Source organism: Leisingera aquaemixtae (assembly GCF_006740765.1).
Taxonomy (GTDB): Bacteria; Pseudomonadota; Alphaproteobacteria; order Rhodobacterales; family Rhodobacteraceae; genus Leisingera; species Leisingera aquaemixtae.
In genome coordinates, this window is the sequence record NZ_CP041159.1 from 2911900 (window position 1) to 2926458 (window position 14559).

The 14559-nt window shown below is 62.7% G+C and carries 23 protein-coding genes; 1 reads left to right on the forward strand and 22 read right to left on the reverse strand.

Features of this window, described 5'->3' with window-relative positions:
* Nucleotides 1-220: 220 nt before the first annotated feature.
* The 16 genes from R2C4_RS15910 to R2C4_RS15985 all read right to left on the reverse strand — a co-directional run bounded on the left by R2C4_RS15910 (nucleotide 221) and on the right by R2C4_RS15985 (nucleotide 8415).
* A complete protein-coding gene (locus R2C4_RS15910; RefSeq protein WP_141891401.1) occupies nucleotides 221-436 on the reverse strand; it encodes a DUF1127 domain-containing protein in 216 nt (71 codons plus the stop codon).
* Between the two features lie 263 nt (nucleotides 437-699).
* Complete coding sequence (locus R2C4_RS15915; protein WP_058285595.1) at nucleotides 700-912, reverse strand: DUF1127 domain-containing protein; 213 nt, start codon at nucleotides 910-912, stop codon at nucleotides 700-702.
* 266 nt (nucleotides 913-1178) lie between these two features.
* Nucleotides 1179-2105 (reverse strand): hypothetical protein, encoded by a 927-nt coding sequence (locus R2C4_RS15920; protein WP_141891402.1) that lies wholly within the window; start codon nucleotides 2103-2105, stop codon nucleotides 1179-1181.
* Nucleotides 2106-2282: 177 nt separating this feature from the next.
* Complete coding sequence (gene rpmD, locus R2C4_RS15925) at nucleotides 2283-2471, reverse strand: 50S ribosomal protein L30 (protein ID WP_008554849.1); 189 nt, start codon at nucleotides 2469-2471, stop codon at nucleotides 2283-2285.
* Nucleotides 2472-2484: 13 nt separating this feature from the next.
* A complete protein-coding gene (gene rpsE, locus R2C4_RS15930) occupies nucleotides 2485-3054 on the reverse strand; it encodes a 30S ribosomal protein S5 (RefSeq protein ID WP_027235532.1) in 570 nt (189 codons plus the stop codon).
* A 119-nt stretch (nucleotides 3055-3173) separates the two neighbouring features.
* Complete coding sequence (gene rplR, locus R2C4_RS15935; protein ID WP_008554704.1) at nucleotides 3174-3533, reverse strand: 50S ribosomal protein L18; 360 nt, start codon at nucleotides 3531-3533, stop codon at nucleotides 3174-3176.
* An 11-nt stretch (nucleotides 3534-3544) separates the two neighbouring features.
* Nucleotides 3545-4078 carry a 50S ribosomal protein L6 gene (gene rplF, locus R2C4_RS15940; RefSeq protein ID WP_058285593.1) on the reverse strand — a complete coding sequence of 178 codons (534 nt, stop codon included), beginning with the start codon at nucleotides 4076-4078 and terminating at the stop codon, nucleotides 3545-3547.
* Nucleotides 4079-4090: 12 nt separating this feature from the next.
* On the reverse strand, nucleotides 4091-4483 hold the full coding sequence (gene rpsH / locus R2C4_RS15945) for a 30S ribosomal protein S8 (protein ID WP_019297998.1): 393 nt from the start codon (nucleotides 4481-4483) through the stop codon (nucleotides 4091-4093).
* Between the two features lie 13 nt (nucleotides 4484-4496).
* A complete protein-coding gene (rpsN, locus tag R2C4_RS15950; protein ID WP_058285592.1) occupies nucleotides 4497-4802 on the reverse strand; it encodes a 30S ribosomal protein S14 in 306 nt (101 codons plus the stop codon).
* A gap of 19 nt (nucleotides 4803-4821) precedes the next feature.
* Complete coding sequence (gene rplE, locus R2C4_RS15955; protein ID WP_141891403.1) at nucleotides 4822-5385, reverse strand: 50S ribosomal protein L5; 564 nt, start codon at nucleotides 5383-5385, stop codon at nucleotides 4822-4824.
* Entirely contained in the window at nucleotides 5385-5690 is a 306-nt protein-coding gene (gene rplX / locus R2C4_RS15960) for a 50S ribosomal protein L24 (protein WP_058285590.1), read from the reverse strand. The genes rplE and rplX overlap by 1 nt, the downstream gene beginning before the upstream one ends.
* 2 nt (nucleotides 5691-5692) lie before the next feature.
* Entirely contained in the window at nucleotides 5693-6061 is a 369-nt protein-coding gene (gene rplN / locus R2C4_RS15965) for a 50S ribosomal protein L14 (RefSeq protein WP_005621870.1), read from the reverse strand.
* Between the two features lie 99 nt (nucleotides 6062-6160).
* Nucleotides 6161-6391: a 30S ribosomal protein S17 gene (gene rpsQ / locus R2C4_RS15970; protein ID WP_005621877.1), complete on the reverse strand. Its 231-nt coding sequence runs from the start codon at nucleotides 6389-6391 to the stop codon at nucleotides 6161-6163.
* Between the two features lie 11 nt (nucleotides 6392-6402).
* Entirely contained in the window at nucleotides 6403-6603 is a 201-nt protein-coding gene (gene rpmC / locus R2C4_RS15975; protein ID WP_019297994.1) for a 50S ribosomal protein L29, read from the reverse strand.
* A 284-nt stretch (nucleotides 6604-6887) separates the two neighbouring features.
* Entirely contained in the window at nucleotides 6888-7637 is a 750-nt protein-coding gene (locus tag R2C4_RS15980; protein ID WP_167510266.1) for an FkbM family methyltransferase, read from the reverse strand.
* Between the two features lie 157 nt (nucleotides 7638-7794).
* Complete coding sequence (locus R2C4_RS15985; RefSeq protein WP_141891405.1) at nucleotides 7795-8415, reverse strand: TIGR02466 family protein; 621 nt, start codon at nucleotides 8413-8415, stop codon at nucleotides 7795-7797.
* A 201-nt stretch (nucleotides 8416-8616) separates the two neighbouring features.
* Between R2C4_RS15985 and R2C4_RS15990 the strand changes: the two genes are divergently transcribed.
* Nucleotides 8617-10785, forward strand: a complete 2169-nt coding sequence (locus R2C4_RS15990) for a methyl-accepting chemotaxis protein (RefSeq protein ID WP_141891406.1) — start codon at nucleotides 8617-8619, stop codon at nucleotides 10783-10785.
* A gap of 30 nt (nucleotides 10786-10815) precedes the next feature.
* Here R2C4_RS15990 and R2C4_RS15995 read toward each other — a convergent pair whose 3' ends face one another.
* The 6 genes from R2C4_RS15995 to rplB form a co-directional block, all read right to left on the reverse strand.
* Nucleotides 10816-11634, reverse strand: a complete 819-nt coding sequence (locus R2C4_RS15995; protein WP_141891407.1) for a DUF2189 domain-containing protein — start codon at nucleotides 11632-11634, stop codon at nucleotides 10816-10818.
* A 243-nt stretch (nucleotides 11635-11877) separates the two neighbouring features.
* A complete protein-coding gene (gene rplP, locus R2C4_RS16000) occupies nucleotides 11878-12291 on the reverse strand; it encodes a 50S ribosomal protein L16 (RefSeq protein WP_019297988.1) in 414 nt (137 codons plus the stop codon).
* A 12-nt stretch (nucleotides 12292-12303) separates the two neighbouring features.
* Complete coding sequence (gene rpsC, locus R2C4_RS16005) at nucleotides 12304-13014, reverse strand: 30S ribosomal protein S3 (RefSeq protein WP_058285585.1); 711 nt, start codon at nucleotides 13012-13014, stop codon at nucleotides 12304-12306.
* Entirely contained in the window at nucleotides 13014-13394 is a 381-nt protein-coding gene (gene rplV, locus R2C4_RS16010) for a 50S ribosomal protein L22 (RefSeq protein ID WP_008557868.1), read from the reverse strand. Before rplV ends, rpsC begins: the two co-directional genes overlap by 1 nt.
* A gap of 3 nt (nucleotides 13395-13397) precedes the next feature.
* Nucleotides 13398-13676, reverse strand: a complete 279-nt coding sequence (rpsS, locus tag R2C4_RS16015; RefSeq protein WP_024088539.1) for a 30S ribosomal protein S19 — start codon at nucleotides 13674-13676, stop codon at nucleotides 13398-13400.
* Nucleotides 13677-13679: 3 nt separating this feature from the next.
* A complete protein-coding gene (gene rplB / locus R2C4_RS16020; RefSeq protein WP_058285584.1) occupies nucleotides 13680-14522 on the reverse strand; it encodes a 50S ribosomal protein L2 in 843 nt (280 codons plus the stop codon).
* Nucleotides 14523-14559 lie beyond the last annotated feature (37 nt).

Here is a 14559-nt window from a genome sequence, read left to right on the forward strand (position 1 = left end):
CACCCGGCACCAGTTGCGGCAATGCCTGAGGGCAGCGCCCGTCCCGGCGGGGTGGGAAGCGAAGCGCCCGCCCCGTGGGGGGCGGGACGGGCGCTGCCCGGCCTTGCGGCCGGGCGAGCCAGTTAACCTGAAAAACAAAAACGCCCCCGCCGGGATGGCAGGGGCGCTTTGAGGCCGGGCTGTTGGAGAGGGAGGAGGATCCGTCAGCCGGCCAGGGAGATCACTTGCCGTAGACGTGCTCGCGGGCGGCGCCGGGGATGGCGCAGCGGCTGAGGCCGATGTCGGCCAGGTCGCGGGCGGACAGAGCGCGCAGGGCGTGGACGGTCTGCCGGTAGTCGCGGCGCAGCTTCCAGTTCTGCAGCAGGCCGGCTGCGATGCCGCGCAGGCGGGTGGAGACGCCGGCGGAGGCAGGGGCGGAGAGTGTCGAATAAGCCATTATTCTTGTTCCTTCACATCGGTGCCGGGACGGGCTCCCGGTGCGGTGCTTGATCTGTTCCTTTGAAGTGAACGGGACATAAGGACGCATCCGGGCGGGCACAACGGCTGCTTTGGTCTGGCGGATATGCAGCCGCCGCATAGCACGCCCGCAAACGCAATCCTGCCCCCCTGGCAAAAGAAAACGCCCCCGCCCCGGATGGGGCAGAGGCGCTTTGGCCCGGGCTTGAAGAGGAGGAGGAGAAGAGCGCCCGGGCGGGAGAATTACTTGCCGTAAACGTGCTGCTGCGCGATGTCAGCGATATCGCTGCGGCGCACGCCGATGTCGGCCAGCTCGTGATCGGAGAGCGCGTCCAGTTCGTTATAGGTGCGCTGGTATTCGCTGTGCAGCGCCCAGGCTTCCAGCACGCCCTCGACGGTGCGGCGGATGCGGGCGGTCAGGCTGAGCGACGGGGCGGCGGAAATAACATGTGCCATCTTGGTGATCCTTGTCTCTTGGGCCGGGCCTATTCCCGGCGGTCCGTTGTGTGGTCTTTTCTGTGACAGCCCCGAGATAGGAGCGCCGCCCGATTCCAACAACTGACGCAGCCGGCAAGCCGCTATGCATGCGCTGCAAGGGGCTTTGAGGGCGGATAACCGCGCCCTGCCCCGGCCAGACCTGCGAAGACATATACGGGTGCCCGGACCGCGGGCCGGCCAACCACGCAGGCCAAGCGCTTCTTACGCGAGCGGCGCTGAGGGCATCACCTTTCACCCGCAGGGCGCAAAACGGTCCTGAGCAGCGACAATGCGCCCCACAGCAGGAAGACCGGCAAGACGAGCATCCGGAGCGTGAAGATGCCGATGATCGTCAGGGAGGAGCGCAGGATCGTGTCGGCTTCTTCCACAAAGACCTGCGCGGCGTCCAGATACCGGCCGCTCTGCTCAAAAACACCGCTCACGCTGTCGCCGGCCTCGCTGATCCGGCTGCTCAGCCATCCCAATACCCCTGCATCTCCTTCCTCTGCCGGAGACACCGCCTCCGCCTCATCGACCTCCGCGCCGATCAGGAAATTCGCCTCCTGCGCAACGGCATCAAGCTCAGCCATGGCAGCGGTCATCTGCGCCGCGGTGGCCTGCTCCCCGACCCACACAGCCAGCACAAACACAGAGGGGATGGCAAAGCCGACCGCAATGCCCAAGGCGATCCCCTTCGTGCAAAGCGGTGTCATTATCCGGTCGAAAACGGGACTGCGGCCGAGGGAGAACCGGCCCAACAGCGCAGCGCCGAGCACAACGAAGCCAATGGACACCACCGGCGCCAGACCCACTGCGGCAAGCGCGGCGCCGGCGGCAACGAGGAACACGGCATCGGCCACGCGCTCCACCGTGTCATCGACGGGCTCCAGCACCTTCAAGGGCTGCAGGCTCGCCTGCCCGACAACCGACGCGCCCACCTCGATCTCCTGCGCCGTGGACAGCGCGGCGTTGATCGCCCGCAACGACACATAGACCGTTACCGCTGACGCCGCGATGGTCTCTGCCGTCTGCTCCGGGACAGTGGCAAGCGGGTTCCAATCGCTGCGCCCGGACAGGCCAAAGGCGCCGGTCAGCAGAAAGAGCAGGCCTGCCACCACCCCAAGGGCGGTGCGGGTGCGTTTCCTCGGGAGCTCGCGGGAGGGGTCGGTCATTGCTGGTTCGCTGCCTTTGCCGGAACGGATCTGCAAACGCATACCATGCAAAGGCCGCATCGCAACACGCCCGCTTTGCCTCAGACCGGACAACCAGGGTCTGCCGCGGCGTACTGAAAACGAAAAACGCCCCCGGCGGACCGGAGGCGTTTTCCAAAGTCTGATACCGAAAAGGGCTTAGCCGCGCTCTTCGATGATCTGAACCAGGTGCGGGATCGATTCGACCATGCCGCGGACCGAAGGAGTGTCCTCCAGCTCGCGGGTCTTGTGCATCTTGTTCAGGCCCAGGCCAACCAGGGTTGCGCGCTGTTTGGCGGGGCGGCGGATCGGCGAGCCGATCTGCTTGACGACGATGGTTTTTGCCATGTCTCTCTACTCCTTACGCTTCAGCTTCGGCAGCTGCCGGTGCGTCGTCCCGCTTGGGCAGGATGTCGGCGACCTTTTTGCCGCGGCGCTGAGCCACCGAACGCGGGCTCTGCTCTTTCTGCAGGCCGTTCAGGGTGGCGCGGATCATGTTGTAGGGGTTCTGCGAACCGATCGACTTGGAGACCACGTCCTTGATGCCCAGCATCTCGAACACGGCACGCATCGGACCACCTGCGATGATACCGGTACCTTCCGGCGCGGTGCGCATCACAACTTTGCCTGCGCCGTGACGGCCGGCCATGTCGTGGTGCAGGGTGCGGCCCTCTTTCAGCGGCACGCGGATCATCTGGCGCTTGGCCTGCTCGGTCGCCTTGCGGATCGCCTCGGGCACTTCTTTCGCCTTGCCCTTGCCAAAGCCGACGCGGCCTTTCTGGTCGCCAACGACAACCAGGGCTGCGAAGCCAAAGCGCTTACCGCCTTTAACGGTTTTCGACACGCGGTTGATCGCGACCAGACGATCTGCGAATTCCGGTGTTTCTTCACGGTCGCGGCGCGGGCCGCGGCGGTTTTCACGTTCTGCCATCAGGCATTCCTTTCAGTGCGGCGCTCAGGCGCCTGTTTGTCCGATCCTTGGTGAGAACCGGCCCGCAGGCCGGTCTCCCGGATCATCGGGGCAGCCCCGAGAGGCTGCCCGCATGGGATTTAGATCTTCAGGCCGCCTTCACGCGCAGCGTCGGCCAGAGCCTTCACCTTGCCGTGGAACAGGAAGCCGCCGCGGTCGAAGTAGGCTTCGCTCACGCCAGCCGCTTTTGCGCGCTCGGCGATCGCTGCGCCAACTTTGGCCGCTGCTTCGACGTTGTTCTTGCCGACAACGCCCAGATCTTTTTCCAGGGTCGACGCGGCTGCCAGGGTCACGCCGCGCAGGTCGTCGATCAGCTGAACAGAGATGTTCTTGTTCGAACGGTGCACGGACAGACGCGGACGGCCTGCGTTCACTTTGCGAAGCTTGTTCCGGACGCGCAGCCGGCGCTTCAGAAACAGGGTACGTTTGCTGTTTGCCATTTTGCTGGTCCTTACTTCTTCTTGCCTTCCTTGCGGAAGATGAACTCGCCCTTGTAGCGGATGCCCTTGCCTTTGTACGGCTCGGGACGGCGCCAGTCGCGGATTTTCGCCGCCACTTCGCCCACCTGCTGCTGGTCGATACCTTCCACAACGATTTCGGTCTGCTTCGGCGCGGTGATGGTGACACCTTCCGGAGCAACGAAGTCGACGTCGTGGCTGTAGCCCAGGTTCAGCTTCAGGGTGTTGCCCTGCATCTGAGCCCGGTAACCCACGCCCTGGATTTCCAGTTCTTTCTTGAAGCCCTGGGTCACGCCGGTCACGAGGTTTGCCACCTGAGTGCGGGACATGCCCCACTGCTGACGGGCACGCTTGGACTTGCCGCGCGGCTCGATGGTGACAACGTTGTCGTTCACGGTCAGGGTGACGTCGTCGGTTGCGGTGAAGGTCCGGGCGCCTTTCGGGCCTTTCACTTCGATGGTCTGGCCGGACACAGAGGCAGAGACGCCGCTGGGCAGTTCGACCGGTTTCTTACCAATACGGGACATTGCGAGGCCTCCTTAGAAGACGGTGCAAAGCACTTCGCCGCCAACGTTGGCTGCGCGTGCGTTTGCGTCCGACATCACACCCTTGGGGGTGGAGACAATCGACACGCCCAGGCCCTGACGGACCGACGGGATGTCATTGACGCCCATGTAAACGCGGCGGCCGGGCTTGGAGACCCGCTTGAGCTCGCGAATGACAGGTTCGCCGTCGAAGTATTTCAGGCTGATTTCGATGGCCGGGTGGCCATTTTCACCAGTCATCTTCTCATAACCGCGGATGTAGCCCTCGTCCGCCAGCACGTCCAGCACCCATGCCCGCAGCTTGGAAGCCGGGGTCATGACGGTGGATTTGCCGCGCATCTGAGAGTTACGGATACGGGTGAGCATATCGCCGATAGGATCGTTCATACTACTCTCTCCCTTACCAGCTCGATTTCACCAGGCCGGGGATCTGGCCAGCAGACCCCAGCTCGCGCAGCGCGATACGGCTGATCTTCAGCTTACGGTAGTAAGCGTGCGGACGGCCGGTCAGCTGGCAGCGGTTGTGCAAACGGCTCGGAGCCGAGTTGCGCGGCAGTTTCGCCAGCTTCAGACGCGCCTTGAAGCGGTCTTCCATCGGGCGGGATTCGTCGTTTGCGATTTCTTTCAGCTCGGCACGCTTTGCGGCGTATTTTGCCACCAGGCGCTCGCGCTTCTTCTCGCGTTCGATCATGCTTTTCTTAGCCATGGTCTCTTCCTTCCCGCGCTTAGCTGTTGAAGGGCATGTTGAAAGCTTTCAACAGCGCCTTTGCTTCCGCGTCGGTTTTCGCGGTGGTGGCGATCACGATGTCCATGCCCCAGGGCTCGTCGATTTTGTCGAAATCGATCTCCGGGAACACGATGTGCTCTTTCAGGCCCATGGCATAGTTGCCGCGGCCGTCAAACGAGTTGCCCGAAACGCCGCGGAAGTCGCGGATACGGGGCATCGCGATGGTGATCAGACGATCCAGGAATTCGTACATCCGGTCGCCGCGCAGAGTCACCTTTGCGCCCATCGGCATGCCTTCGCGAACGCGGAAGCCGGCGATGGAGTTCTTTGCCACGGTGGTCAGAGCTTTCTGGCCCGCGATGAGGGTCAGGTCGGCCTGAGCGGATTTGGCTTTCTTGCTGTCTTTGACAGCAGCGCGGCCGCAGCCGATGTTCAGAACGATTTTCTCCAGCTTGGGGAGCATCATGTCGTTCTTGTAGCCGAATTCCTCTTTCAGAGCGCCACGGATGGTCTCTTTGTAGAGGGATTTCAGACGCGGGGTGTAGGTTGCAGCGTCAAGCATCAGACAGTCTCCCCGGTGGTCTTGGCGAAGCGCACCTTCTTGCCGTCTTCCTCGCGGAAGCCGACGCGGGTGGCTTTACCGTTGCTGTCCAGCAGTGCCAGGTTCGACAGGTCGATCGGCAGTGCCTTGGACAGACGGCCGCCCTGGCTGTTCTGGGTCTGGCGGGTGTGGCGGATCGCCATGTTCACGCCTTCGACAACGGCTTTGCCGGCTTTCGGGTCAACGGAGGCGATGGTGCCTTCCTTGCCCTTGTCCTTGCCGGCCAGCACGACGACCTTGTCGCCTTTACGGAGTTTCGCAGCCATGATTACAGCACCTCCGGAGCCAGCGAGATGATCTTCATGAAGTTCTTCGCGCGCAGTTCACGAACAACCGGGCCAAAGATACGGGTACCGACCGGCTCGTTGTTGTTGTTCAGGATAACGGCTGCGTTCCGGTCAAAACGGATCGCGGTGCCGTCTTCGCGGCGGACTTCTTTGGCGGTGCGCACGACAACGGCCTTACGGACGTCGCCTTTTTTCACGCGGCCGCGCGGGATGGCTTCCTTGACCGAGACGACGATAATGTCGCCAACGGATGCGTATTTACGCTTGGAGCCACCCAGAACCTTGATGCACTGAACTCGGCGTGCGCCGGAGTTGTCAGCAACATCCAGATTTGTTTGCATCTGGATCATGTGGTTTCTCCCGACCTATGGGGCAGCGATGCGTGCTGGTATCCCCCAGGGTTTCGACTGACTGTTAAGTCTAGCCGCCAGGAGTCTCGGATGAGACTCTTAGGCTTCCAGAACTTCCCAGCGTTTCGTTTTCGATTTCGGCGCGCATTCGATGATGCGTACGGAGTCGCCGACCTTGAAAGCGTTCTTTTCATCGTGAGCCCGGTATTTCTTGGACTTACGGATGGTTTTCTTCAGAACCGGGTGCGTGAAGCGGCGTTCAACCGAGACGGTGACGGTCTGGGCGTTTGCGTCGCTGGTCACAACGCCTTGCAGGATACGTTTGGGCATTGTGTCGCTCCTTATTCGGCTGCTGCTGCAGCTTTTTCGTTCAGGATGGTCTTGACGCGGGCAGCGTTGCGGCGAGCCGCTTTGATGCCGGAGGTCGATTCCAACTGACCGGTTGCCTGCTGAAAGCGCAGGTTGAAGCTCTCTTTTTTCAGGGAAGCGAGCATATCGCGGAGTTCATCCACGGTCTTCTCGCGCAGATCATTGGCGTTCATCGCCTTTGTTCCTTGTCCAAAGCACCAGAAGGCCCCTGACGGGTCACCTTGCAACCTGGTGGGTTATGTCAAACCGCGCTGGAAGGCGCGGAAAAAAGAATCACCCGACCCGGATCCGAAGCGGATTGGGGACAGGCGATGGGTCCCTATAATGGAGACAGGGTGCGGGGGCAAGGGAAAGATTGGCCGCCGCGCCGGGCAGCCGCCGCTCGCCGCGCCCCCCTGCCCCGCCGGGCGCAGGCCGCGTGCCAGCCGCCGGTTCTGGCGGCTGCGGCCATGGCTGGTCAGCCAGCCTTGACCGGGCTGTCCTTCGGCACGAACCAGTCGTCATAGCCGGACGCCCCGGCGGCCACGTTCCTGTAGCCGTTCTGTTCCAGCAGCGCCCGGATCGCCGCCCTTTGCTCGGTGTAATTATGCTCCACCGTGATGGCGTTGAACCGGTACTTGCTGAAATCGAACGCCTGCAGAATGTCCAGCTCGCTGCCCTCGGTATCAACCGACAGGAAATCAATCTCCCTCGGGGCGCCGTGCCGGTCGAGCATATCCAGCAGCGAAACGGTTTTCACCGGATAACTGATCGCCTTGCGCCGGCTTCTGGAGTGGAGATCCGCTTCGCTGAAGTCCGAGATCGTCGACAGCTCCGCAGCGCCGGTTTCCTTGAACTCCAGCTCGGCCCCGGTTTCCTTCCAGACGCAGTCGTACTCCACCTCGCAGGACCGGTTCCGGCGCAGATCCTCGTGCCAGCACTTCGCGGGCTCAGCCACGATTCCGGTCCAGCCGAACTCCTTTTCCAGCACATATGTATTGCTGATGGATTTGCCGTTGGTGGCGCCGAACTCGACGAAATACCCGCCCCGCTTGAAGCCATTGGCGACCAGGGCAAAAACATCCTGGCTGGCCTGGGACTGCCAGCCGGCACTGGTGCCGTTGAGATTGGCCAGCAGAAAATCCCGGAACGCATCGCCCTCAGCGGCCTTGCGGCGGCTTTCCTGCAGCTCATTCTGCAGAGCCTTATACTTTGACGCACTGCTCACATGGAGGCCGATTGCATGAAGCGCGCTTCGGATCTTGGGATGCATTTGGGGTTCCAGTCGGTTTGTGTCAGACAAGCGCCCTGGGCGGGCACGGCGCGTTCAGGTCAAGCAGCCCGTGCCGCACCGGCGCCCCAGGGCAGCGGAGCGGCACACTGGCTCACTCCCACTTGTAATTGAAGCTCACAGAAATCCGCTCTTCCTCTGCCATGTTCAAAGGCACCTCGTGGCGGATGAAGCTTTCCCAAAGCAGCACGTCGCCAACGGCGGGTGCCTGATAGACAAAGGTCTTCAGCTCCTGGCGGCAATCCTTCAGGCGCGGCGGGTGCGCCATCATCATCGCGTGGCGCGGATCCTCCAGCTTGAGCGCGGAGGCGCCGTCCGGCATCGACACGTAGGTGGTTCCGGAAATCACCGAATGCGGATGAATGTGGCTGGCATGGGTGCCGCCTTCCGGCAGGATGTTGATCCACAGATCCTCCAGCTTCAGATCGCGCCCGTCCAGGTCCAGCTCCAGGTCCTTGGCAAAGGCCGCCACATGCTGGTCCAGCGACTTCACCAGATCGGCGAAGATGGGGAACCGCCAGGGCAGATCCGTCAGCGAGGCATAGGAGGTATAGCCGGGGTAGCCGTTCTCCTCGCACCAGTCCTGCCCGGCATCGTCGTCGCCGGCGATGACAAGACAGGAGTTTTCCAGTTCCTGCGCGTCAACCGACGGTCCGAATTCGGACAGCTGCGCGCGGTAAAGGCGGGTCACAAAGAGCGATTCAATCTGGGCCATGGCTGCGTCTTACCGCAACCCGCAGCCAAGCGCGAGGGCCTGGCGCGGGACCGCCGCCGGTTTCAACCCGGCCCGCAGACCCGTCAGCATGTTGAAATAGTGCAAGTTACGCCAGGTAAACTCACGCTGATTTAACGAATGAAGTCCACTCTCGACCAAAAACGCCTCTGCAAGAGGTCTCAGTGAAATGGTCCAGGTCCTATGAAATCAAAACTTACCGTCAGCACGGCGATCCTCTCCATCATCGTTCTCGCAGGCGGCCTGATGGCCGCACTGGTCAGCCTGCTGCTCTATTCGCATGCCGTGCGCGATGACGTGCAGCGGCGCGTCGCCGGGATTGAGGAGATCTATCTGAACCTCGACAAGATCGAGCTTGAGTTCCTGAAGGCCCGGCGCGCCGAAAAGGATTTTCTGCTGCGCCGCGATGAAAAATACCTGTCCCGCCATGCCGAGACGATGACCCGGATGAAAGCGACCTATACGGCTCTCGGGCGCCAGATGCCTTCGGTGGCCGAACTTTCCGGCACCGCCCTGCAGCTCAAGGGCATCGGCGCCGCGATTGACGCCTATGAGGCCAGCTTTATCGCGCTCGCCAGCAGTAACACGCGGCTGGGTCTGGATGAAAACAGCGGCCTGGAAGGGCAGCTGCGCACGGCGGTCAAGAATGCCGAAGCCACTCTGCAAAAGCTGGATCAGCCGGTCATGCAGGTGAAAATGCTGATGATGCGGCGGCACGAGAAGGACTTCATCATGCGTCAGGCGCCGAAATACCTGGACCGGCTGAACGCCCGCGTGGAAGAGTTCCGCGCCTTCCCGGCCAGCTATTACACCAGCGCCGCCCAGAAGAAAGAGATCCTGGGCCTGATCGGCGCCTACCAGGCGTCCTTTGCCGCCTATGTGGAGGAATCGCTGAACGAACAGCAGCTGCGCAAGCAGGTGTCCGGCCATTATGCGGATGCCGAGCCGCTGCTGGCCGCCGTCCACGAGGACGTGCGCACCCTGCTGGATCAGGTGTGGACCCGCGGCGAGACGGTCAGCGCCGAGGCGCAGACAAACGCGCTGCGGGCGGGCACCGGCGGCTCGCTCCTGTTTGTGGCGGTGGCCCTGCTCCTGGCCCGCAGCATCGCCCGGCCGCTGAAGCAGACAGATACCGTGCTGAAGAAGATGATGCAGAACGACTTCACCCCGGAGATCCCTAAATCCGGCATCCGCGAGATTGCCGCGATTGCCCAGGCCGCCGGCGCCTTCCGCAAGGCCGAGGCCGCCAAGCAGCAGCTGACCCGGGAGATCACAGAAGTGATCGCCGCCTGCGGCGAGGGCGATTTCTCGCGCCGGATCGCAGACACCGGCGACGGCGGCCAGGACGGCAGTCTGGGCCGCGGCGTGAACGCCATCGGGGACGTGGCCGGCAAGGGCCTGGGCGATGTTCTGAAGGTGCTGGACGCGCTTGCCGAGGGCGACCTGACCCAGCGGATGCCGGCAGGCCAGAAGGGCGTGTTCAAGAATATCGCCGGGGCCATCGACAACCTGGCGGGCAGCCTTGAGGATGTGGTCGGGCAGCTGGCCGGCAGCGGCAGGATGCTGAACGACACCTCGCAGGAGATCGCCGCGGCGGTGGCCGATGCCTCGCAACGCGGCGAATCCTCTGCCGCGGCGCTGGAACAGACCGCGGCGGCGCTGCAAACCATCCGCGACACCGTCCACGATACCGCCGCCAGCGCGCAGGACGCCCGTCAGTTCGTCAACGACGCCAAGACCAAGGCAGAAGCCACCCGGGAGGTTGCCGAAAAAACCGTCGCCGCCATGCAGCGCATCAAGGAGTCCTCCGACGCGATCTCCAAAATCACCGGCCTGATTGACGATGTGGCGTTCCAGACCAACCTGCTGGCGCTGAACGCCGGGGTGGAGGCCGCGCGCGCGGGCGAAGCCGGGCGCGGGTTCGCTGTCGTCGCCTCAGAGGTGCGGGCACTGGCGCAGCGGTCGTCGCTCGCGGCGCAGGAAATCAGCGCCTTGATCAGCAGCAGCCAGGGCGAGGTGACCGGCGGTGTCGAATTGGTGGATGAGGCGGGCGCGGCGCTGGCCGTGATCCTGCAGACCGTCACCCAGGCCGCGGATAAAGTGAACGAGATCGCGGAAAACACCAGCGAACAGGCCAACGGCATTTCCGAAGTCAGCGCGGCGATCGAGGCGCTGGACAAGGATTCCCAGCGCAGCGCCGCCATGCTGGAGGAAACCGCGGCGGCCGGGCAGATGCTGCGCGACGAGGCAGGCAACCTGGCGCGGGCGATTGCCGGCTTCCGGCTGGACCCCGCGGCCCCTGCCGGTGCGGAGCCGGCACCGGAACGCGCACCCGCTGCACAGGCAGCATAGAACGCCCGCGCAAGGGGGTGGCTGGACAGGTCACCCCTCCACTGGCGGCACGGCCCGCCGGTAGAGGTGCCATGTGGCATGGCCAAGGACCGGCAGGGTGAAGATCAGGCCCAGAAACGCCGGAACCAGCGACAGCAGCATGGCGGCGGAGATGACCGCCGCCCAGCTGAGCATGACCACCGGGTTTTCCGTGACGACGCGGATGGATGTGATCATGGCGGACACGAAATCGGTTTCCCGGTCCAGCAGCATGGGCATCGCGATGACGGTCACCGAGAACAGAACTGCCGACAGAAAGGCGCCCACGCAGGTGCCGACCGCAAGGAAGGTCCAGCCCTGCGGCGTGAAGAATACCGTGTTCCAAAACCCGTAAAAATCCGAGAAGGAGGCATCCTTGAGGATAATCGCCAGCCAAAGCCGGACCTGGTAAATCCACACCCAGAAAATGAACAGGGTGACAAAGGCCATCCAGCCCATTTCGCGTTTGCGCTGATTGGCCGCCACGGTGAGGATGGCGGACCAGCCGAAACTCTCTCCCCTCTGCCGGCGGCGGGACATTTCATACAGCCCCGCGGCGGCGAAGGGCGCGACCAGCGGAAAGCCGACAGCGGCGGGAATGATCATCCAGATCGCGCCGAGCCAGACCAGGCACCAGACAAACAGAATCCCGAAAACCGCATAGAACAGGCCGAAAAAGCCGCTCATGAAAGGGTGCGCGCGGAAGTCGGCCAAACCGGCCTTCAGCGCCGCGGCGATATCGCCCGCAGTCACCTTGTTGACCTTGGGCACGGCCTGCGGCGGCGGTCTGAGATTGTCCGGGGGCGTGGACCCTGCGGTCTTGGACGTCATGACACACTCCTCCCAAAGCATGGCACCGCGCTGGCCTGTTTGGCGAAAGACCCAGCGGTGAAACGGACATCCCTCCTCCGCCTGCAAGTGTGCATCAGGCGCGGCTTTACGGCAAGGGGCAGCAAAGCGGCCAAAGCCGCGCAGAAGGCCTGTCTGCCCCCGTCGCCTCATGCAGCTGTCCGAAACGAAAAAGCCCCCGCCGGTGTCCCGGCAGGGGCTTCAATCTCTTGGCAGTCGCGAAACTTACCAGTCTTCGCGGACCACGACGCGGGTCTTGACCGGCAGTTTCATCGCCGCCAGGCGCAGGGCCTCGCGGGCGATTTCATCGCTGACGCCGTCGATCTCGAACATCACGCGGCCAGGCTTAACCTTGGCTGCCCAGTAGTCCACGGAGCCTTTACCTTTACCCATACGGACTTCGGTCGGCTTCGAGGTCACCGGAGTGTCCGGGAAGATACGGATCCAGACACGGCCCTGACGTTTCATGTGGCGGGTCATGGCGCGGCGGGCAGCCTCGATCTGGCGTGCAGTCACACGCTCAGGCTGGGTTGCCTTCAGGCCATAGGTGCCGAAGTTCAGGTCGGAACCGCCTTTTGCCAGACCGTGGATACGGCCCTTATGCATTTTGCGGAATTTAGTGCGCTTTGGCTGAAGCATCTCAAATCCTCCTTAGCGACGGCCGCCACCGGCACCACGGGGTGCAGGGCCGTCCTGGATTTCTTGTGCTTTACGGTCACGCGCCGAAGGATCGTGCTCCATGATCTCGCCTTTGAAGATCCAGACCTTGATCCCGATGATCCCGTAGGGGGTCATCGCTTCGGAGTGTGCGTAATCGATGTCGGCACGCAGGGTGTGCAGCGGCACGCGGCCCTCACGGTACCATTCGGTACGCGCGATTTCCGCTCCGCCCAGACGGCCAGCGACGTTCACCCGGATACCCAGGGCGCCCATGCGCATGGCGTTCTGAACCGCACGCTTCATGGCGCGGCGGAAGGACACACGGCGCTCCAGCTGCTGGGCGATGGACTCGCCGACCAGCTGAGCGTCCAGTTCCGGCTTGCGCACTTCAACGATGTTGAGGTGCAGCTCGGAGTCGGTCATCTTCGCCAGCTTCTTGCGCAGGACTTCGATGTCCGCGCCTTTCTTGCCGATGATGACGCCCGGACGGGCGGTGTGGATGGTGACGCGGCATTTCTTGTGCGGGCGCTCGATGATCACGCGCGCAACACCTGCCTGCTTGCACTCTTCCTTGATGAACTCGCGGATTTTGATGTCCTCGAGCAGCAGATCACCGTAGTCTTTGGTGTCGGCGTACCAGCGGCTGTCCCAGGTGCGGTTCACCTGCAGGCGCATGCCGATCGGATTGACTTTCTGACCCATTAGGCTTGCTCCTCAACTTGACGCACCTTGATGGTGATCTCCGCGAACGGCTTCAGGATTTTGCCGAACCGGCCACGAGCCCGCGGACGGCCGCGCTTCATGGTCAGGTTCTTGCCAACCCATGCCTCGGCGACGATCAGTTCATCGACGTCCAGGTTGTGGTTGTTTTCAGCATTCGCGATGGCGGACTGAAGGCATTTCTTCACGTCCTGCGCGATCCGCTTGTTGGAGAACGTCAGGTCGGTCAGCGCCTTCTCGACTTTCTTGCCGCGGATCATCTGCGCCACCAGGTTCAGTTTCTGCGGCGAGGTACGGAGCATGCGCAGTTTTGCCATTGCTTCGTTGTCTGCCACGCGGCGGGGATTCTTTTCCTTACCCATGACTTACTTCCGCTTCGCTTTTTTGTCAGCGGCATGGCCATAATAGGTGCGGGTCGGCGAGTACTCACCGAACTTCTGACCGATCATGTCTTCCGAGACGTTGACAGGGATGTGCTTCTTGCCGTTGTAGACACCAAAGGTCAGGCCGACGAACTGCGGCAGGATGGTGGAACGGCGCGACCAGATCTTGATCACTTCATTGCGGCCCGATTCACGCGCTGCTTCGGCCTTTTTCAGGACGTAAGCATCAACGAAGGGGCCTTTCCATACGGAACGTGCCATGGATTAGCGGCCTTTCTTCTTGGCGTGGCGCGAGCGGATGATAAGCTTCTGCGACGCCTTGTTTTTGTTGCGGGTCCGTTTGCCCTTGGTCGGTTTGCCCCAGGGGGTCACCGGGTGGCGCCCGCCGGAGGTCCGGCCTTCACCACCGCCGTGGGGGTGGTCGATCGGGTTCATCACGACACCACGCACGGAGGGACGCTTGCCCTTGTGGCGCATACGGCCGGCTTTACCGAAGTTCTGGTTCGAGTTGTCCGGGTTCGACACGGCACCGACGGTGGCCATGCATTCCTGACGCACCAGGCGCAGTTCGCCCGAGGACAGGCGGATCTGGGCGTAACCGCCGTCACGGCCAACGAACTGAGCGTAAGTACCGGCTGCACGGGCGATCTGGCCGCCTTTGCCGGGCTTCATTTCGATGTTGTGAACGATGGTACCGATCGGCATGCCCGAGAACGGCATTGCGTTGCCCGGCTTGATGTCGGCTTTTGCAGACGCGACGACCTTGTCGCCGACAGCCAGACGCTGCGGCGCCAGGATGTAGGCTTGCTCGCCGTCTTCGTATTTGATCAGCGCGATGAATGCGGTCCGGTTCGGGTCGTATTCGATCCGCTCAACGGTGGCCGCTACATCAAATTTGTTCCGTTTGAAGTCAACGATCCGGTAGAGGCGCTTTGCGCCGCCGCCACGGCGGCGTGCAGTGATCCGTCCGGTGTTGTTCCGGCCGCCCGATTTGGTCAGGCCCTCAGTGAGGGATTTGACCGGACGCCCTTTCCAAAGCTCCGAACGGTCGATCAGAACCAGCCCACGCTGGCCCGGCGTCGTCGGCTTATACGACTTGAGTGCCATGCTTTCTGTCTTCCGTTTAGCGTGCAGGCCCTTAGGT